Genomic DNA, 18,120 nt, shown 5'->3' with positions numbered 1-18,120 from the left:
TCGCCTTCATCCCTTCGGGGCAATGCCTGCGCGCAATACGCGCAGGACGTTGCCGCCCATGACCTTGCGGATGTCGTCCTCGGAGAACCCGCTCGACATCAGGGCCTGGGTTACGACGGCAACCCCGCTCGCGTCGAAGCCCGTGGTGGTCGAGCCGTCGAAATCCGAGCCGAGGCCGACATGGTCGATCCCGACGAGGTCGCGGACATGGGCGATTGCGCGTGCGACGTTGTTCGGATCGAGCGAGCAGACCGCGCCTTGCCAGAAGCCGATGCCGACCACGCCGCCGGTGCGCGCGACACCTCTCACCTCATCGTCGGTGAGATTGCGGTTGACCTTGCAGGTCGCCTGAACGCCGCCATGGCTCGACACCACCGGGCGGCTCGCCATCGCCAGCACGTCGGCGACCGCCGCGTGGCTTGCGTGGGCGAGGTCGACGATCATCCCCATCGCTTCCATCCGCTGCACCACCTGCCGGCCGAGCGGCGTCAGCCCGCCCTTGGCCACGCCGTGCATCGAGCCTGCGATATCATTATCAAAGAAATGCGCGAGACCGGCCATTCGGAATCCGGCGGCGTAGAGCACGTCGAGATTGTCGATGTTGCCCTCGAGATCGTGCAGGCCCTCGATCGAGAGCATTCCGCCGACCACCGTCATGCCGTTCTTGCGGTCCGCGAGCAGGCGATCGATGTCGGCCGCGGTCGTGATCACGCGCAGCCGTCCGGCGGACTTGTCGGCGAAGCTGTGCAATTTCTCGGCATGCCATAGCGAGCGCTGTAGCAACGAGAACCAGGTCCGCGGTGGCTGCAGATCGATGATGGCGAGGTTCGTGATCGTGTCGGTGTCGCCGGCGTTGGCATCATAATTCTGGCCCTTGGGCGACTTGGTGACCGACGAGAACACCTGCAGCGCGTAGCGGCCTTCGATCAGGCGCGGTAGGTCGATATGGCCGCGATCCGATCGCGCGATCAGGTTACGCTTCCACAGCAGGCTGTCTGCATGCATGTCCGCGAGGTCGAGCGTCGCCTGCAAGGCTTGCGCGGCCGGCGTGATGTCCACGGCCACGCGCTGGACCTTGTTCTGGCCCCGGTCGATCCGTTCCGGGGTCACCACAAAGAACCGGACGGCGGAGGCGAACAGGACCGCGGCGATCAGGGCAAGGCCGATCGAAAGCCACCTCCGCATCGGCATCACCCTCGCCGGCCGCAGCCGGCCGCGCTCGGCGGAAAGCTGGCCTCACCTCTGCGCCTGACGCAATCGCAGCCCCTAGCCCTGAGCGGCTTAAGCGCGTAAAAACCGCCCGCGCTCCCTCCTTCAACCCTCCGGGACCCGTTCATGAACGCCGCCTCCACCGTCATTCCGCTTCCTCCGCAGCCCTCGCTTCCCGTCGTCGGCGAATCCGGCACCTATCCGGTCCGTCGCATCTGGTGCGTCGGCCGCAACTATCTCGAGCATATCAGGGAGATGGGCAATGACGAGCGTGCGCCGCCGTTCTTCTTCGGCAAGCATGCCGACATGCTGGTGCCTGATGGCGCGACGATCCCCTACCCGCCGCTGACCAAGGACCTGCATCACGAGGTCGAGCTGGTGGTGGCGATGAAGAGCGGCGGACTCAACATTCCCGCCGACAAGGCGCTCGAGCATGTCTACGGCTATGCCGTCGGCATCGACCTGACCCGCCGCGACCTGCAGATCGCCTCGCGCAAGAAGGAGCGGCCCTGGGAGATCGGCAAGTCGTTCGACTATTCCGCGCCCTGCTCCGCGATCCAGCCGGCCTCGAAGATCGGCCACCCATCGAGCGGCAAGATCTGGCTCACCGTCAACGGCAAGGAAGCGCAGAAGGGCGACCTCAACGAATTGATCTGGAACGTGCCTGAGATCATCTGGCAGCTCTCGCAGCAAGTGAAGCTCGCCGCCGGCGACATCATCATGACCGGCACGCCCGCCGGCGTCTCGCAGTTGCAGGTCGGCGACAAGCTCGAATGCGGCGTCGACGGCGTCGGCAAGCTCGCCGTGACGATCGGCAAGCCCGAGTAGACTTCGGATCCAATCTGCCCGCAGACCGCGGCCCCGAACCTGGTTCGGGGCCGTTTGCGTCTTCAGAACTGCTCGTGGCCGGGATGATTGGGGTCGCCGAAATATCCGCCGCCTCCGCTGCCACCGGCACTGTCACCGCTGTAACCCGTTCCGAGGTAAGGCGGCGGATCGACCGGCTGGCGATGCGGGCCACCCGAACCGCCCGAGCCGCTCGAGCCGCTCGAGCCGCCTGAGCCGCCAGGGGGCAGTTTCGCGCCGACATTCTTCGGCGGCACCATGTGAAGTCCACCCGCCTGTGCGGAGCCCAGCGCGGTAACGCCGAACGCGACAACGGCGGCGAAAGCAATCAGCGAATTGCGTGTCATGCGACGTCTCCTTGAACTCGGGCCGGGGCACCATGCGCCAGCTCCGACGCCGCACTGTTCGCATGATCGCAGCAGCCGGCCTGTGACGTGGGTCACGCTCAATCCCGGTCGCATCCCGACGACCGCGCATGGCCGGGAAACCCCGGAGGTCCGGGGCTTTCCGCTGCGTGTGGTCAGCGCATCGTGCCGGGCATGCAGGGCGGTTCGGTGAAGGGCGCGGTCGCGAACGATCCGACGTTCGGCGCGCGCACGCAGTCGGTCGTCTTGCTGCTGACCGGTGTCGTCGTCGTCACCGAAGCATGGGCGCGCCGCGCCGCAGCATTGTTGTTGGCGGCGGCCGACGCCTGAGCCGAATACGCAGCTGCCGCAACCAGCGCAAGCGCAGCGAAGGTCAATTTGGTCATAGGATTTCTCCGCGTGATGAAGCCGACCAAGCTCGGCTCCTGTGACCCAAGACCGTCAACGTTCGAAAATATTTCCTCACGCGCGATCACCGAACCGCGATCGTCGCATCACATCAGATGGAGCGGGGGAATACCGGAACGACAGAGGCACTCCATTCACCAGGGCCGCGCACAAACGCGGCGATGACGACATGGAGATTTCTCATGAGCGATCTTCGGCGACTTGGCAAACAGATTGGCCTCGCTGCAATCCTGTCCGCGGCAATGGCGACCTCCTCCTTCGCACAATCGGCGGTGCAGGAGCCCAACGCCAACGCTTCAAACGAAACCGCGACGCGACCGTGGTCGGCGCCGGTTGGCCATCGCCAGCCACGCGCCGCCGACATTCCGGCGGCGGCATCGGCGTCGCAGCAGATCATCGATCAGGAGGATGCGATCGTCGACCGCAAGATCAGGGGCATTTGCCGCGGCTGCTAGAGCATGATCCGGAAAAGTGCGAAGCGGTTTTCCGGAGAGATCATGCTCAAAAGAAAGGGTCAATCCGCGATCGCGCCCGCGGCGGCTCCTAATGTCTTTCGGCGGCCTGGGGCGCGGCCGGACCGAGATGCGTCTTCTCGTATTCGAGCCACAGTTCGAGCAGCGCCATGAACGCGACCACCGCACCCGCGGCGATGGCAAAATGCATCGCGCGGGTGTGGGTGAAGCCGAGCAGCCAGGGCGAGACGATCAGCCAGCATCCGACGAACAGATTGATCCACTCCTCCCAGATCGCGAACGCTGCGATCGCGGCCAGCGACATAATCGCGATCGCGGCACCACTGATCCTGAGATCGATCGCTGCCGTCGGATTGGCATGCACGAACAGCCATGGCGCCGCGAGCAGGAAGATCGCTGCGGCCAGATTGTAGAGATCAAGTGCGGATTCTTTTCGCCAGTTCTTCATCGATTGCTCCCTTGCTGCCTCAAATTCGCTGCGGATGCGCATCCGGCGCATTGATGTCCTTGCCGGTGAAGTCGGTCATCAGCGCGGTCGCGATCAGGGTGATGACGGCGCAGACCGCGATATAGATCGCGATCGCCGTTGCCGAATGGAATCGGCCGAACAGCCAGGTCGCAATCAACGGCGCCGGGCCACCCGCGATTACGGATGCAAGCTGGTAACCGAGCGAGGCGCCGCTGTATCGCAGCCGTCCGGTAAAGCTCTCGGCGATCAGCGCGGCCTGCGGGCCGTACTGCATGTCGTGCGGAATCAGCGACAGCACGATCGCGAGAAAGACGATCGCCGCCGATCCGGTGTTGAGCATCGCGAAGTAGATGAAGCCGAAGATGCCGGTCACCAACGCGCCGATCATGTACATGTTCTTGCGGCCGATCTGGTCGGAAACGTGCCCGAATACCGGGATGGAGACGAACGACAGCACCGAGGCCGAAAGCACCGCGGTCAGCAGGAAATCGCGCGAGAAATGCAGCGTGCCGATGCCGTAGGAGAACACGAAGGCGGTAAAGATGTAGAACGGCGCCTGCTCAGACATCCGCGCGAAGGCGGACAGCAGGATCTCCCTCGGATGGTCCCTGATGACCGTCAGCATCGGCGTGCGATCGACCTGACGCTTGGCCAGCAGCTTGGTGAACACAGGCGTTTCCAGGATGCCGAGCCGGATGTAGAGGCCGACGCCGACCAGGATGATGCTGAGCGCGAACGGAATGCGCCAGCCCCACGCCAGGAAATGTTCGCCCGACATCTGGCTGAACGCCAGCACGGCGAGATTGGCAAGGAACAGCCCGCAGGGCACGCCGAATTGCGGCCAGGAGGCGATCAGTCCGCGCGAGCGATCGTTGCGCGCCCATTCCATCGACATCAGCACCGAGCCGCCCCATTCACCGCCGACACCGACGCCCTGGATGAAGCGCAGCACGGTGAGGATCACCGCGCCCCAGATGCCGATGCTGGAATAGGTCGGCACCAACGCCACCGCCGCGGTGGCCAGTCCCATCAACAGCAGCGTTGCGATCAGCGTCGACTTGCGGCCGATGCGGTCGCCATAGTGGCCGAAGATCGCAGCGCCGATCGGCCGCGCGATGAAGCCGACCGCATAGATCGCGAAGGCTTCCAGCGTGCCGACCCAAGGATCGGAATGCGGAAAGAACAGCTTTGCGAAAACGAGGCCGGTGACGGTGCTGTAGAGGAAGAAGTCGTACCATTCGATCGCGGTCCCGACCGTGGAGGCGATCACCGCACGGCGCAGCTGGAGCTGATGCTCCGCTGACGTGAGTTGGTTGGCGTCGAGGCCGAGTGTCGAGCCAGTTGTCGGGCTGAGTGTTACCATGGGAGCGTCTCCCTCGGACAAGCCCCCGGGTGGATGTCGAGTATTCGGGTCGTTTGAGTACAAACGACACGGCCGCACCGAAGGTTCCAACGGGATGGAACGCAGCGCCTAGAACTTTAGTCGGTCCGCGCTCGCCGCTCGGCCACGGGCTCGATTGCGCGCCTGAGCCGCCGCGCGATCGCAGGCGCATCGGCCTCGGCCGCATTGGTAAAGCCGACCAGCAGGCCCTGCCCGCAGTCGTGCCGAATGCTGCGGCTCGACAGCGGCTCGGCACCAAATCCATCGCCCCTGGTAAGCTGCGCTAGCCGTGCATCCTGCGTGCGGCCGATGAACCGAAGCAGCAGGTGCATGCCGCCCGGCTGCAACTCGATCCTGATGCGCTCGCCGAATTCGGCGGTCAGCGCGGCAGCCAGGGCGGCGCGGCGCGCCGCGTACAGCTTCCGCATCCGCTTCAGATGGCGCGCGAAGTGCCCTTCCGCCATGAAGCCCGCGACGACCCGCTGCGCGAAGGGATTGAAGCCGCCGCTATAGCTGGCGCTGACCTCGATGAAGCTGTCGAGCAGACGATCCGGCAGAACCAGATAGCCGAGCCGCAAGCCGGGAAAGAGCGTCTTGCTGAACGTCCCCGAATAGATCACGCGCTGGCCGCGATCGAGGCTCTTCAATGCCGGCAGCGGCCGGCCGACAAACCGGAACTCGCTGTCATAGTCGTCCTCGATGACATAGGCATCTGCCTGGTTCGCCCACCGAAGCAGCTCCATGCGGCGCGGCAGCGAAAGCGATACGCCGAGCGGGCTCTGATGCGAGGGCGTGACGACCGCGAGCCTTGCCCGCCGCGCCTGCCTGATGCCGTCGCCGACCCGCATCCCATCGGAATCGACGGGTACGGCGACCAGTCCGGCGCGGGCCAGTTCAAGTGCGCTTCGCACGGGCGGAAAGCAGGGGTCTTCGATCCAGGCGCGGTCGCCACGCCGCAGCAGGATGCGGAGCGCCAGATCGAGGCCGCCCTGAAACCCGTTGGTCACCAGCACCTGGCGCCAGTCGCACGCGATCCCGCGGGAGGACACCAGATAAGCCGCGATCACCTGCCTTAACGGTTCGAAGCCGGCCGGATCCGGATACATCATGTCTGAAGCGGAGCTCCGCCGCGCCTCTCGCGCGATCACATGGGTCCAGAGCTTGCGCGGAAAGAGATCGATCGCAGGCAGCCCCATCTGCAGCAGCAGAGGATCGGCGCGGCCACGCGGCTGGCTGCTGGACCGGGCCGGAAACGTCGCGACGTCATCGAGCGCCGCGGCGTCGCGCAGCTCCGGCGACACGATCGTTCCCGCCTGACCGCGCGTGACGACATAGCCCTCCCCGGCCAGCATGGCATAGGCGGCATCCACCGTGCCGCGCGCCATGGCGAGCTCGGCGGCAAGACCGCGGATCGAAGGCAGCCGGTCGCCCGGCCGTAGCTGCCCGGATGCGATCGCGTGCCGGAAACGCTCATAGAGCTGGCGCGAAAGCGGCATGCCGCCGCTGCGAACCAACCCGGTCACCCGTCTCTTGCTGCGTTTCATCATGGCCTAGTCAATATGGCGCCTCTTGGCTCTTCTGAATAGACCATCCGCTCGCTAGATGGTGGCCATGGACCAACGCAGGAGCCCACGACATGACATCCACCATCCTTCGACGCGACTTCAATCGCGCCTCGATCGCCGCGCTGCTCGCGGCCCTCGCGGCTGCCCGAGGATCGGACGCCAATGCGCAGCCGCAACACTCTGCAGCGGGAACGAAACAGTCCTCCCGGCGCGACGTGATCAAGCAGGCGCTGCCCGGCGATCCGGCGCGCGACATCACGCTCGTGGAGGTGACGTATCCTCCGGGAACGGGATCGCCCGTGCATGCCCATGCCAACGGCGTGATGGCCTATGTCGTGTCGGGCATGGTGGCATCGCAGGTCGGCGACGGCCCGGAACGGACCTACAGCGCCGGCGAAGCCTGGTGGGAGCCGGCCGGCGCCATTCATCGCGTTTCGCACAACCCGAGTTCGACCGAGCCCGCGACCCTGCTCGCGATCTACATCGCTCCGCGCGACGCAACCGCCGCGGATCTGATGAAGCCGCTGTAATGGTCATGCAACGCCCCGGGATCTCTTGACGATGCAGAGTGCTCTCACAGCCGCACTGAGCGCGGCGATCGCAGTGATCGTGCTGCCGCTGTTCGCCGCGCAGTCTCTCTCGGTCCCGATCGCCGCGTCGTTCGGGTTGACGGAAAGCGCCGCCGGCCTGATCGCCATGATGCCGATGCTTGGCTACACCGCCGGGCTCGTGCTGCTCGTCCCGTTGATCGATATCTTCCGGATGCGCTCCGTCATGTTGACGACGCTCCTGACCGGGACCCTTGCGCTGGCGGCCGCGGCCTACTCGCCCTCGGCGACGCTCTTCCTGCTCAGCGCGTTCATCGTGGGGCTGACGACCAGCGCCACGCAAATGGTCGTGCCGCTTGCAGCCGGTCTTGCGGAGCCAGCGGCGCGCGGCCGCGTGATCGGCAAGGTGATGAGCGGGCTGATGATCGGCGTGCTGCTGTCGCGACCGAGCGCCAACCTGTCGGCCAGCCTTTTCGGCTGGCGCGGAGCCTACCTCGCCGACGCCGCGGCGCTCGCGGTGGTCTGCCTTGCCTGTGCATTGATCGTGCCTGCGCGTTCGCAATCCAGCCGCTTGAGCTTTCTCGAACTGGTCTCGTCGCTCTGGATCGTGCTGCGCAGCGAGCCGGTGCTGCAGCGGCGCGCGGCTTGCCAGGCGTTGTGCATGGGGGCCTTCGGCGCGTTCTGGACCGGCGTGCCGCTGCTGCTCGCGGCGCCTCCGTTCGGGCTGGGACAGATCGGGATCGGCGCGTTTGCCCTTGCCGGTATCGGCGGGGCGATCGTGGCGCCGGTCGCCGGGTGGGCCGCCGATCGGCGTCTCGACGAGACCGCGACGCGCCTTGCCCATCTCTGCGTGATCGCCGGGTCCGGCCTCGCCCTCATCTTCGGTGCGGATCGGCTTGGCTTCGATCCGGCGATGCACCGCGGCACCGCGTTGCTGCTGCTGGTTCTGGCCGCGGTCATCGTCGATCTCGGCGTGATCGGCGATCAGACGCTCGGACGGCACGCGGTCAACAGCTTGCGTCCGGAGATCCGCGGCCGCCTCAACGGGCTCTATACCGGGTTGTTCTTCCTCGGCGGAGCCGCTGGCTCCGCGCTGGCCGGCGTCGCCTGGACGCACGACGGATGGGCGGCGGTCTGTGCGCTCTGTGTTGGCTTCGGCCTTGCCGCGCTCGCTCTTGGCTGGATCACATCGCGACAACGCATCCGGCGGGACGCGGGCGTGCCTGCCGAGGCGACGCCCGCACGCCCTGACGTGCGCCGAATCGAAAGCCGGTTCTAGGACCGATCGCTGCGCCGATAGGGAACGTAGCGCGGCGTCCAGACCTTGGCATGGATGCGCGCCTCGACCTGGTCGATCGGAACATCCTTGGCGAGCCCTTCCTTGTGCGCCTGCAGCGCCACCGCCAGCGCAACTGTCAGTGCCACTTCGCGCAGCGCGCTGACCGGTGGCAGCAGATTGTGCTTCGGGTTGTTGCGGGCGGGCGAGACGCTGGCGAGCGCCTTGGCGGCGGCCATGAACATACCGTCGCTGACCCGGCTGGCGCCGACTGCGAGCGCGCCGACGCCGACACCCGGGAAGATGTAGGAGTTGTTGGTCTGGTCGACCTTGAAGCGCGCGCCGTCGCGGATGATCGGCGGGAACGGGCTGCCGACGCCGATCAGCGCCCGCCCCTCGGTCCAGGCCTCGATGTCGACCGGCGTCGCTTCCTCGCGCGAGGTCGGGTTGGACAGCGGGAAGATCACCGGCCGCTTGTTGCACTCGGCCATCGCGCGGACGATCGGCTCGGAGAACGCGCCGGCCTGGCCGGAGACGCCGATCAGCACGGTCGGCCGTGCGTTGCGCACGACGTCGAGCAGCGCGATCTTGTCGGGATGGCTGAGCTGCCAGCCGGCGATCGCCTGCTTGCTCTGCACGAACGGCAGCTGGAACGGTGCGAGCCCGCTCATGCCCTCGAGCAGCAGCCCGTCGCGGTCGACCATGTAGAAGCGTTTTGCCGCCTCGCCCTCAGGCAGGCCGGCATCGACCATCGCGGCGCGGATCAGGCTGGCGATGCCGCAGCCGGCGGAGCCGGCGCCAAGCACGGCGACGCGCTGCTCGGTGAGCGGCACGCCGGTGACGTTGATGGCGGAGAGCAAGGCGCCGGTCGCCACCGCCGCAGTGCCCTGGATATCGTCGTTGAAGGTCAGGAGCCGGTCGCGGTAGCGCTCGAGCATCCGCGTCGCATTGTTCTTGGCGAAGTCCTCCCATTGCAGCAGGACGCGGGGCCAGCGCTTCACCACCGCCGAGACGAACGCCTCGATGAAGTCGTCATATTGCTGGCCGCGAACGCGCTCATTGCGCCAGCCGACATAGAGCGGATCAGCCAGGCAATCGGGATTGTCCGTGCCGACGTCGAGCATGATCGGCAGCGTGGTCGCCGGATGCAGGCCGCCGCAGCCGGTGTAGAGCGCGAGCTTGCCGATCGGGATGCCCATGCCGCCGGCGCCCTGGTCGCCGAGGCCGAGGATGCGCTCGCCGTCGGTGACCACGATCGCCTCGACGTGATCGAAGCGCGGATGGGCGAAGATGCGATCGATCCGGTGCTGGTGCGGGATGCTGAGGAACAGACCGCGCGGCTTGCGAAACAGCCGGCTGAATTTCTGGCAGCCCTCGCCGACGGTCGGCGTGTAGACGATCGGCAGCAGCTCTTCCAGATTGCTGACCAGGAGCGCGTAGAACAGCGTCTCGTTGGTGTCCTGCAATTCGCGCAGGAAGGCATAGCGCTCGATGTCGGTCTCGTAACCGCGCAGCGCCTCGAGGCGGCGCGAGACCTGCTCGTCCAGCGTCAAAATGTTGGGCGGCAGCAGGCCGTGCAGGTCGAACGCCTCGCGCTCCGCCTCGGAGAACGCCGTGCCCTTGTTCAGCTGCGGATCGGCCAACAGCTCGTAGCCGCTGAGCGCGGTGGTGGCGAAAACTCCTGCAGTCCCCGACATGACAAGGTCCCTCAATACGAAATGCCTGATGGAACTGTATCACCCTCATGTAACGGATCGGAGCACGAAAGCTGCCGGGCCGCGCAAAGTTGAACGGTAGCTGGCATCGCGGCTGGGTCGATGGACGTCGTGGAAAAGTCACTCAGGCAATGCACCGCTGCAACACCGCCGGACAAACATCAGCATACCTTGGTATAGCCTCGCTGAATCTTTGTGGTGCCCTGCGCTTACGCTCGTACAGTAGAGCGATGGCGCGTGATTCTTATACTCGCGGCTACTTCATCGGATGCACAGTTCCCGGTGTCTCTCTGCCGACACGATAGCAAGCCTCGCCCGGCGCGAGCTGTGTTGCGAAATCTGTGATCGGGATCACGGCTCCGGGGAGCGAAGCGCACGACTATTGCGGGAAGAACGCGGGTTCTCGAGGAACACTCAGATGATCGTCAACATTCAGAAGCTGGATGGCCTGTGGCACCTCATCGTCGGGTCGTGCAAGATCCGAACGCCGTTCCTGGAAACCCAGGACCGGGAGTGGGTCGTCGCCTACGCGAGACGGGTCTACCCCGGCGCCAAGGTCTTCGAACGCGACTGACGCTGCTACGCCGCGCAGCTTATCCCCAGACAAAAAAGCCTCGGAGCATGCTCCGAGGCTTTTGCTTGTCCATGAATCGTAGGCGGATTAGCCGAAAGGCGTAATCTGCCATCTCGTCCGCGGCGCGACGGCGGATTACGCTTCGCTAATCCGCCCTACGCATCCCCATCACCGCAGCGCCGACACCACGATCAGACCGAGGATCAGCGCGGTCACGGAATATTTGAGCGTGTAGTACACGTTCCGATTCCATTCCTTGACCTTGCGGCTGCCGAGGTGGAGCTCATAGAGCTTGCCGAACACCTTGTTCAGCGCGCCGACATGCTCGCCGTCGACATTCTGGGTCGCCGACGCCTTGACGATGTTGTGGCTGACCCAGCGGTTCATCCTGGTCATGAAGCCGTACTTCATCGGCCGTTCGACGTCGCAGAACAGGATGATGCGGTTGACGTCGGTCTTGTTCTCGGCGCTGTGGATGAAGGTCTCGTCGAACATGAAGGCCTCGCCGTCGCGCCAGACGCATTCGACGCCGTCGACGAGGATGCGGCACTGGTCCGAATTAGGCGTCACCAGGCCGAGGTGATAGCGCAAGGAGCCCGCGAAAGGATCGCGATGCGCCCCTAGCTTGCCGCCGGGCGGCAGCATCGCGAACATCGCGCCGTGCACGTTCGGGATCGAGTTGAGCAGCTCCACCGTCTGCGGGCACAGCGTGCGGGCCGACGGCAGGAAGTCGTCGTACCATTTCAGATAGAAGCGCTTCCAGCCGCTCTTGAAGAACGAATAGAAGCCCCAGTCGTTGTTCTTGGCGGCGGCGCGGATGAAGCCCTCGTCGAACAGCCGCGTCGCCTCGTCGCGGATCGTCTCCCAATTGTCGGAGAGCTTCTTCAGCTCGGGAAACTGCTCGACCGGAATCACCGGCGTGTTGGGCACCGCGGAGCCCGCATACATCAGCACATTGTAGGGTGCGAGATAGGTCGAGTGATCGCCGAGCTGGCGGGCGAAGCGCAGCCGCTGCCTGCCGCGGAAGTGGACGTAGAGTGTAGAGGCCGCCAGCACGTAGAGAATAACGAGCTGCGGCGCGAAGAGCTGTCTCAACATGTTCCGTCTATGATCGCAGCCCGCCGACGCTCTTCGTGCACCGCCCCCGCAAGAGCCGATCCCGATGAAGGCTGGCTCCGCGCGGGCGGCGAAGCGCGCCGCCGTCCGCGAAAATTCCCCTGTTCATAGTGACTTGGTACTGCCGCAAGCTCTGGCGTGAGCTGGAAGCCCCGCAGTGCCATCCCGGATCAGCCATGTAAGCGTATGCTCACCAAATGTGAAGCGCCGCCTCATTCGAGGAGGCCACTGTGTGACAACATTCACACATCTAAATTCGCCATTGACAAATAGATTTGATAATTCCTAATTCCGGGTCGAACCGCCAGAGAATGCGGACATCCAGAGGAGGAACGATGAGACAAATTTTGGCGGCAGCCATTCTCGCTGTCATGACGACGGCCGCGCATGCCCAGGTTTCCGACGACGTCGTGCGCATCGGGGTGCTGACCGACCTGTCGAGCTGGGGCCGCGACAATTCCGGCCCGGGCTCGGTCGAAGCAGCCAAGATGGCGGTCGAGGAATTCGGCCCCACGGTGCTCGGCAAGCCGATCGAGATCGTCTCCGCCGACCACCAGATGAAGACCGATGTCGGCGTGCAGATCGTGCGTGGCTGGTTCGACAACGGCAAGGTCGACGCCGTCGTCGACATTCCCAACTCCGGCATTGCGATCGCCGTGCACAACATGGTGCGCGAGCGCAACAAGATCGCGCTGCTGTCCGGTCCCGGCGCGAGCTCGCTGACCGATGAGCTGTGCAGCCCCAACACCGTGCACTTCACCTACGACACCTACGCGCTGTCGAAAGTGACGGCCTCGGCGGTGATCGCGGAAGGCGGCAAGTCCTGGTACTTCATCACCGCGGACTATGCCTTCGGCCAACAGCTCGAGAAGGACGCCACCCGCTTCATCAACGAGATGGGCGGCAAGGTGCTCGGCGGCGTCCGGCACCCGACCAACACCGCCGACTTCTCCTCGTTTGCGTTGCAGGCGCAGAGCTCGAAGGCGGATGTGGTGGCGTTCGCCAATGCCGGCCAGGACACCGACAATTCGATCAAGCAGTCCGGCGAGTTCGGCCTCGTGCAGGGCGGCCAGAAGCTGGTCGGCCTCCTGATGTTCGACACCGACGTGCATGCGATCGGGCTGAACGCCGCGCAGGGCACCTACATGACGACGGCGTCGTACTGGAACATGGACGAGAAAACCCGCGCCTGGTCGAAGAAGTTCTTCGCCCGCACCAATGTAATGCCGACCATGATCCAGACCGGCGTCTACGGCTCGGTGCTGCATTATCTGAAGGCGATCAAGGCCGCCGGCACCGACGACCCGCAGAAGGTGATGGCCAAGATGCGCGAGCTGCCGATCGAGGACACCTTCGTGCATGGTGGCAAATTGCGCGAGGATGGCCGCGTCATCCGCGACATGTATCTGGCGAAAGTGAAGAAGCCCTCGGAATCCAAGGAGCCGTGGGATTATCTCGACATCATCAAGACGGTGAAGGGCGAGGACGCGTTTCGTCCGGTCTCCGAATCCAAGTGCCCGCTGCTCAAGAAATAGGATCGATCGCGTGGCCAACGAAGAAACTTATGACTGCGATGCGCTCGTCGTCGGCTCCGGCTGCGGCGGGCTGTCGGCCGCCGTCACCGCGGGCCATCATGGCCTGAAGGTCCTCGTCGTCGAGAAGGAGCCGCGGTTCGGCGGCACCACGGCGCGCTCCGGCGGCTGGCTGTGGATTCCCGGCACCTCGCTGGCCAGGGCCTGGGGCATCGAGGAGAGCCCCGACCAGGCAAAAACCTATCTGCGTCACGAGGCCGGCAACAGCTTCGATGCCGCACGCGTCGATGCCTTCCTGACCGAGGGGCCGAAGGCGGTCGACTTCTTCACGACGAAGACCGCGGTTCGTTTCGACATGCCGCTGACCTTCCCGGACTATCATGCCGAGGCGCCCGGCGGCGCGCAGGGCGGCCGCTCGATGGTGACGCGGCCGTTCGACGCGCACGAGCTCGGCGACGCCCTGAAGAATCTCGGCAGCCCCCTGCCCGAGCTCACCGTGTTCGGCATGATGCTCGGCTCCGGCAAGGAGATCGTGCACTTCATGCGCGCGACGCGGTCGCTGACCTCGGCGGCCTATGTCGCCAAGCGGCTGTCGAAGCACGCGATTGACGTGATGCGCAACGGCCGCGGCATGACGCTGACCAACGGCAACGCGCTCGCCGGCCGGCTGGCGAAATCCGCGTTCGACCTCAAGATCCCGCTCTGGCTCAATTCGCCGGTGCGCGAGTTGATCGTCGAGAACGGCGTGGTGCGCGGCGCAATCGTCGTGCGCGAGGGCCGCGCCGTCCGCGTCAACGCCAAACGCGGCGTGGTGCTCGCCTGCGGCGGTTTCCCGCATGACGTCGCGCGGCGGCAGAAGATGTTTCCGCATGCACCGACCGGCAAGGAACATTATTCGCCGGGTCCTGTCGGCAACACCGGCGACGGGCTGCGGCTTGCGGAATCCGCCGGCGGCCGCGTCGAGGACTCGCTGCCGAATGCCGCGGCCTGGGTGCCGGTCTCGGTCACCACGCGCAAGGACGGCTCGAAGGGCGTGATGCCGCACTTCATCGATCGCGCCAAGCCGGGCGTGATCGCTGTCATGGCTGACGGCAAGCGCTTTGCCAATGAGGGCAATTCCTATCACGACTTCGTGCAGGCGATGATCAGGGCGGCGACGCCCGGCGAGGAGATCGCGGCGTATCTCGTCTGCGATCACGAGACGTTGCGCAAATACGGTCTCGGCTGTGTGCCGCCGCGCCCGATGCCGCTCGGCCATCATCTGAAGACCGGCTATCTCAAGCGCGGCGCGACGCTCGCAGAGCTCGCCGCGCAGGCCGGCATCGACGCCGGGGCGTTCGAGGTGACCGTCGCCGAGTTCAACACGACCGCGGCCGAGGGGCGCGATCCCGCCTTCGGCAAGGGCTCGCGCGCCTATAACCGCTATCAGGGCGACGCGCTGCACGGACCCAATCCGTGCATCGCGCCGATCCAGCACGGGCCGTTCTACGCCATCAAGATGGTGATCGGCGATCTCGGCACCTATGCCGGCATCCGCACCGACGCCAATGCTCGCGCGCTCGACGCCGACGGTCAGCCGATCGCCGGCCTCTATGCCGCCGGCAACGACATGGCGAGCATCATGGGCGGCAATTATCCCGGCGCCGGCATCACGCTCGGCCCCGCGCTGACCTTCGGCTACATCGCGGGCAAGCACATCGCCGGCTCGGCGCAGGAAGTCCCGTCATCCTGAGGAGCCGCGGAGCGGCGTCTCGAAGGATCGACGGCCACCAGCCGGGCCGTGCATCCTTCGAGGCTCGCAAGAGCTCGCACCTCCAGCGACAAAGGCTTCGCCTTTGTGCGGGGATGACGGAGTGGGGACGAATGTGGTTGCGAGAACGTCCCGCGCCCCGTGTCTCGCAGTCCGCATGGTTTCCTGCTAATTGCCAAAGCGCGAACACGAACAGGGCCACATGACGAGAGAAAGCCGCGGCATACAATCGATCGAGGTCGGCGGAGAGCTGCTTCGCGCGCTCGCCCGCAGCGGCGAGCCGATGATGCTGCGCGATCTCGCGCGCGAGGCCGGCATGCCGCCGGCCAAGGCGCATCCCTATCTCGTCAGCTTTTCGCGCATCGGCCTGATCGAGCAGGACGAGACCACCGGCCGCTACGAGATCGGGGCGCTGGCGCTCGAGCTCGGCCTGATCAGCCTGCGCCGGCAGTCCGCGGTGCGGATCGCGACGCCCAAGATCGCCGCGCTCGCCGACAGTATCAATCATGCGGTGTCGCTGTCGGTGTGGGGCACCCACGGCGCGACCGTGGTGCGGCTCGAGGAGCCGAGCCACCCCGTGCATATCGCGATGCGCGTCGGATCGGTGGTGGCGCTGCTCGAGACCGCGACCGGCCGCGCCTTCGCCGCCTTCATGCCGCCGAACGCCGTCAAGACCGCGCTCGAGAGCGGCCTCGATCGGCTCGGCGTCGGCTACAATCCGAAGCGCGAGACCATCAGCGCGAAGAACACGGAGATGCTTGCCGAGGTCCAGAGTCGCGGTCTCGCGCGCGCGATCGGCGATCCCTTGCCAGGCGTCAACGCCTTCGCCGCCCCGGTGTTCGATCACGCCGGCCACGTCGCTTTGGTCATAACAGCGATGGGCCCGGAAGGCACCTTCGACGCCGGCTGGGACAGCGCGATCGCAGCCGCGCTGCGCGATTGCGCCGGCGAGATCTCGCGGCAGCTCGGACACGGCACGGCGCGTAAGGCGGAGTGACGGGGACTACGGCGCCCTCTGTTCATCAGAGGGCGGAACGACAAGCACAGCTCGGGCAGACCATGTCGCACGAATGCGGACGGTATGACTCGCAGACCGGGCAACAAACTCACTGTCGTCCCTGCGAAAGCAGGGACCCATAACCACAATCGCTCATTGTTGGCGGTGTTGGAACGACGAGTCCCTGCAACAATATCCGCCGCGGCGTATGGGTCCCTGCTTTCGCAGGGACGACGGAGGTGGATTTGGTGACGTAAGAGCGTCGACCACAACCGATCTGTTGCGGGCGCGTCGCCCAGCAAAAAGCCCCGGACGATGCCGGGGCTCTTCATTTCATCGATCGCAGTCAGCGCAGCTCAGTAGCGGTAGTGATCCGACTTGTACGGACCTTCCTGCTTGACGCCGATATAGTCGGCCTGGTCCTTGCGCAGCTCGGTCAGCTTGACGCCGATCTTGGCGAGATGCAGGCGGGCGACCTTCTCGTCGAGCGTCTTCGGCAGCACGTAGACCTTCTTGGCGTACTTGCCGTCCTTGTTGTTGGCCCAGAGTTCGATCTGCGCCAGCGTCTGGTTGGTGAACGAGGCCGACATCACGAAGGACGGGTGGCCCATCGCATTGCCGAGGTTCACGAGGCGGCCCTCCGACAGCATGATGATGCGGTGCTTGTCGGGGAATTCGATCTCGTCGACCTGCGGCTTGATGTTGGTCCACTTCAGATTGCGAAGGCTCGCGATCTGAATCTCGTTGTCGAAGTGACCGATGTTGCAGACGATGGCGCGATCCTTCATCGCGCGCATGTGGTCGATGGTGATGATGTCCTTGTTGCCGGTGGCGGTGACGAAGATGTCGGCGCGGGGAGCCGCGTCTTCCATCGTCACGACCTCATAGCCTTCCATCGCCGCCTGCAGCGCGCAGATCGGATCGACTTCGGAGACCATGACGCGGCAGCCGGCCTGGCGCAGCGAGGCAGCCGAGCCCTTGCCGACGTCGCCGAAGCCCGCGACCATCGCGACCTTGCCCGACAGCATCACGTCGGTGCCGCGGCGGATGCCGTCGACCAGCGACTCGCGGCAGCCATAGAGGTTGTCGAACTTCGACTTGGTGACGCTGTCGTTGACGTTGATCGCCGGGAACAGCAGCGTGCCCTTGTTGGCCATCTCGTAGAGACGATGCACGCCCGTGGTGGTCTCCTCCGAGACGCCCTTGATGTTCTTGGCGATCTCGGCGAAGTAGCCCTTCGGCTTCTCCTTCAGGAGGCGCTTGACCAGCGCGTAGAAGATCTCCTCTTCCTCGGAGGTCGGCTTGTCGAGGAAGGCAGTGTCGCCCTGCTCGGCGCGGTAGCCGGCATGTACCAGCATGGTGGCGTCGCCGCCGTCATCGAGGATCATGTTCGGGGTGCCGCCGCCATGCCAGTCGAACAGCTTGGCGGTGTAGTCCCAGTACTCGGTCAGCGTCTCGCCCTTCACGGCGAACACCGGAATGCCGGCGGCGGCGATTGCCGCAGCGGCGTGATCCTGGGTCGAATAGATGTTGCAGGAGACCCAGCGGATGTCGGCGCCGAGCGCGGCCAGCGTCTCGATCAGCACGGCGGTCTGGATCGTCATGTGCAGCGAGCCCGCGATGCGCGCGCCCTTCAGCGGCTGCTTGGGGCCGAACTCCTCGCGGGTGGCCATCAGGCCGGGCATTTCGGTCTCGGCCAGCGAGATTTCCTTGCGGCCGAAATCGGCGAGCGCAATGTCCTTGACGATGTAGTCGGTGAAGCCGGGCTTCGTGGGGGCGTTCATTTGAGCGTCCTGTTGTTGAACTGGTCATTCCGGGGCGCCGCGCAGCGGCGAACCCGGAATCTGGAAGTGAGGATTAAGGATTCCGGGTTCGCTCGCTCCCGCGAGCGCCCCG

Annotated in this window: 17 protein-coding genes; 8 read left to right on the top strand and 9 right to left on the bottom strand. The window is 65.4% G+C overall.

All coding sequences use genetic code 11. The annotated features are described in order from the left end of the window. Positions 1-6: 6 nt before the first annotated feature. On the bottom strand, positions 7-1,185 hold the full coding sequence (locus FBZ93_RS20280) for a dipeptidase (RefSeq protein ID WP_146987841.1): 1,179 nt from the start codon (positions 1,183-1,185) through the stop codon (positions 7-9). Between the two features lie 150 nt (positions 1,186-1,335). Between FBZ93_RS20280 and FBZ93_RS20275 the strand changes: the two genes are divergently transcribed. Continuing rightward, positions 1,336-2,037 carry a fumarylacetoacetate hydrolase family protein gene (locus FBZ93_RS20275; protein WP_050423170.1) on the top strand — a complete coding sequence of 234 codons (702 nt, stop codon included), beginning with the start codon at positions 1,336-1,338 and terminating at the stop codon, positions 2,035-2,037. A gap of 62 nt (positions 2,038-2,099) precedes the next feature. Here FBZ93_RS20275 and FBZ93_RS20270 read toward each other — a convergent pair whose 3' ends face one another. Further along, the gene (locus FBZ93_RS20270; RefSeq protein WP_146987839.1) at positions 2,100-2,402 is read right to left on the bottom strand and encodes a hypothetical protein; all 303 of its coding nucleotides are present in this window, start codon (positions 2,400-2,402) and stop codon (positions 2,100-2,102) included. A gap of 173 nt (positions 2,403-2,575) precedes the next feature. Continuing rightward, positions 2,576-2,806, bottom strand: coding sequence for a hypothetical protein (locus tag FBZ93_RS20265; RefSeq protein ID WP_146987837.1), 231 nt, complete (start codon positions 2,804-2,806; stop codon positions 2,576-2,578). Between the two features lie 204 nt (positions 2,807-3,010). Here FBZ93_RS20265 and FBZ93_RS20260 point away from each other — a divergent pair, with 204 nt between their 5' ends. Then, entirely contained in the window at positions 3,011-3,283 is a 273-nt protein-coding gene (locus tag FBZ93_RS20260) for a hypothetical protein (protein WP_246667564.1), read from the top strand. A gap of 88 nt (positions 3,284-3,371) precedes the next feature. Here the strand turns inward: FBZ93_RS20260 and FBZ93_RS20255 are convergent, their stop codons facing one another. The 3 genes from FBZ93_RS20255 to FBZ93_RS20245 all read right to left on the bottom strand — a co-directional run bounded on the left by FBZ93_RS20255 (position 3,372) and on the right by FBZ93_RS20245 (position 6,674). Next, a complete protein-coding gene (locus FBZ93_RS20255) occupies positions 3,372-3,749 on the bottom strand; it encodes an SPW repeat protein (protein ID WP_167529121.1) in 378 nt (125 codons plus the stop codon). A gap of 19 nt (positions 3,750-3,768) precedes the next feature. Continuing rightward, on the bottom strand, positions 3,769-5,133 hold the full coding sequence (locus FBZ93_RS20250) for an MFS transporter (RefSeq protein ID WP_146987834.1): 1,365 nt from the start codon (positions 5,131-5,133) through the stop codon (positions 3,769-3,771). A 116-nt stretch (positions 5,134-5,249) separates the two neighbouring features. After that, positions 5,250-6,674, bottom strand: a complete 1,425-nt coding sequence (locus FBZ93_RS20245) for a PLP-dependent aminotransferase family protein (protein WP_208764035.1) — start codon at positions 6,672-6,674, stop codon at positions 5,250-5,252. A gap of 113 nt (positions 6,675-6,787) precedes the next feature. On the opposite strand from FBZ93_RS20245, the gene FBZ93_RS20240 reads away from it, so the two are divergent. Together FBZ93_RS20240 and FBZ93_RS20235 are read left to right on the top strand one after the other, a co-directional pair. Further along, positions 6,788-7,246 (top strand): cupin domain-containing protein, encoded by a 459-nt coding sequence (locus FBZ93_RS20240; RefSeq protein ID WP_146987830.1) that lies wholly within the window; start codon positions 6,788-6,790, stop codon positions 7,244-7,246. Between the two features lie 31 nt (positions 7,247-7,277). After that, positions 7,278-8,543, top strand: a complete 1,266-nt coding sequence (locus tag FBZ93_RS20235; RefSeq protein ID WP_146987828.1) for an MFS transporter — start codon at positions 7,278-7,280, stop codon at positions 8,541-8,543. Here FBZ93_RS20235 and FBZ93_RS20230 read toward each other — a convergent pair. Continuing rightward, on the bottom strand, positions 8,540-10,237 hold the full coding sequence (locus FBZ93_RS20230) for an NAD-dependent malic enzyme (RefSeq protein WP_146987827.1): 1,698 nt from the start codon (positions 10,235-10,237) through the stop codon (positions 8,540-8,542). The genes FBZ93_RS20235 and FBZ93_RS20230 overlap by 4 nt on opposite strands. A gap of 436 nt (positions 10,238-10,673) precedes the next feature. Here FBZ93_RS20230 and FBZ93_RS40690 point away from each other — a divergent pair, with 436 nt between their 5' ends. Further along, complete coding sequence (locus FBZ93_RS40690) at positions 10,674-10,829, top strand: hypothetical protein (RefSeq protein ID WP_167350189.1); 156 nt, start codon at positions 10,674-10,676, stop codon at positions 10,827-10,829. 168 nt (positions 10,830-10,997) lie between these two features. Here FBZ93_RS40690 and FBZ93_RS20225 read toward each other — a convergent pair whose 3' ends face one another. Next, positions 10,998-11,927 carry an aspartyl/asparaginyl beta-hydroxylase domain-containing protein gene (locus tag FBZ93_RS20225; RefSeq protein WP_050423163.1) on the bottom strand — a complete coding sequence of 310 codons (930 nt, stop codon included), beginning with the start codon at positions 11,925-11,927 and terminating at the stop codon, positions 10,998-11,000. A 353-nt stretch (positions 11,928-12,280) separates the two neighbouring features. Between FBZ93_RS20225 and FBZ93_RS20220 the strand changes: the two genes are divergently transcribed. The 3 genes from FBZ93_RS20220 to FBZ93_RS20210 all read left to right on the top strand — a co-directional run bounded on the left by FBZ93_RS20220 (position 12,281) and on the right by FBZ93_RS20210 (position 16,224). Continuing rightward, positions 12,281-13,480, top strand: coding sequence for an ABC transporter substrate-binding protein (locus tag FBZ93_RS20220; protein ID WP_146987825.1), 1,200 nt, complete (start codon positions 12,281-12,283; stop codon positions 13,478-13,480). Positions 13,481-13,490: 10 nt separating this feature from the next. Then, positions 13,491-15,209, top strand: coding sequence for an FAD-dependent oxidoreductase (locus tag FBZ93_RS20215; protein WP_208764034.1), 1,719 nt, complete (start codon positions 13,491-13,493; stop codon positions 15,207-15,209). Positions 15,210-15,429: 220 nt separating this feature from the next. Continuing rightward, the gene (locus FBZ93_RS20210; protein ID WP_146987821.1) at positions 15,430-16,224 is read left to right on the top strand and encodes an IclR family transcriptional regulator; all 795 of its coding nucleotides are present in this window, start codon (positions 15,430-15,432) and stop codon (positions 16,222-16,224) included. Positions 16,225-16,580: 356 nt separating this feature from the next. On the opposite strand, the gene ahcY is transcribed toward FBZ93_RS20210, so the two are convergent. Then, positions 16,581-18,008, bottom strand: coding sequence for an adenosylhomocysteinase (gene ahcY / locus FBZ93_RS20205; protein WP_146987819.1), 1,428 nt, complete (start codon positions 18,006-18,008; stop codon positions 16,581-16,583). Between the last annotated feature and the right edge of the window lie 112 nt (positions 18,009-18,120).

The sequence above is a fragment of the Bradyrhizobium macuxiense genome (assembly GCF_007993935.1).
GTDB classification, from domain to species: Bacteria; Pseudomonadota; Alphaproteobacteria; order Rhizobiales; family Xanthobacteraceae; genus Bradyrhizobium; species Bradyrhizobium macuxiense_A.
This window is presented reverse-complemented; position numbering and strand designations above follow the sequence as displayed.

Excerpts from the sequence above, each read along its gene's own strand:
- FBZ93_RS20230 (WP_146987827.1), bottom strand. The coding sequence starts at position 10,237 with ATGTCGGGGACTGCAGGAGTTTTCGCCACCACCGCGCTCAGCGGCTAC.
- FBZ93_RS20235 (WP_146987828.1), top strand. The coding sequence starts at position 7,278 with ATGCAGAGTGCTCTCACAGCCGCACTGAGCGCGGCGATCGCAGTGATC.
- FBZ93_RS20280 (WP_146987841.1), bottom strand. The coding sequence starts at position 1,185 with ATGCGGAGGTGGCTTTCGATCGGCCTTGCCCTGATCGCCGCGGTCCTG.
- FBZ93_RS40690 (WP_167350189.1), top strand. The coding sequence starts at position 10,674 with ATGATCGTCAACATTCAGAAGCTGGATGGCCTGTGGCACCTCATCGTC.
- FBZ93_RS20260 (WP_246667564.1), top strand. The coding sequence starts at position 3,011 with ATGAGCGATCTTCGGCGACTTGGCAAACAGATTGGCCTCGCTGCAATC.
- FBZ93_RS20255 (WP_167529121.1), bottom strand. The coding sequence starts at position 3,749 with ATGAAGAACTGGCGAAAAGAATCCGCACTTGATCTCTACAATCTGGCC.
- FBZ93_RS20225 (WP_050423163.1), bottom strand. The coding sequence starts at position 11,927 with ATGTTGAGACAGCTCTTCGCGCCGCAGCTCGTTATTCTCTACGTGCTG.
- FBZ93_RS20220 (WP_146987825.1), top strand. The coding sequence starts at position 12,281 with ATGAGACAAATTTTGGCGGCAGCCATTCTCGCTGTCATGACGACGGCC.
- FBZ93_RS20250 (WP_146987834.1), bottom strand. The coding sequence starts at position 5,133 with ATGGTAACACTCAGCCCGACAACTGGCTCGACACTCGGCCTCGACGCC.
- ahcY (WP_146987819.1), bottom strand. The coding sequence starts at position 18,008 with ATGAACGCCCCCACGAAGCCCGGCTTCACCGACTACATCGTCAAGGAC.
- FBZ93_RS20270 (WP_146987839.1), bottom strand. The coding sequence starts at position 2,402 with ATGACACGCAATTCGCTGATTGCTTTCGCCGCCGTTGTCGCGTTCGGC.
- FBZ93_RS20275 (WP_050423170.1), top strand. The coding sequence starts at position 1,336 with ATGAACGCCGCCTCCACCGTCATTCCGCTTCCTCCGCAGCCCTCGCTT.
- FBZ93_RS20265 (WP_146987837.1), bottom strand. The coding sequence starts at position 2,806 with ATGACCAAATTGACCTTCGCTGCGCTTGCGCTGGTTGCGGCAGCTGCG.
- FBZ93_RS20210 (WP_146987821.1), top strand. The coding sequence starts at position 15,430 with ATGACGAGAGAAAGCCGCGGCATACAATCGATCGAGGTCGGCGGAGAG.
- FBZ93_RS20240 (WP_146987830.1), top strand. The coding sequence starts at position 6,788 with ATGACATCCACCATCCTTCGACGCGACTTCAATCGCGCCTCGATCGCC.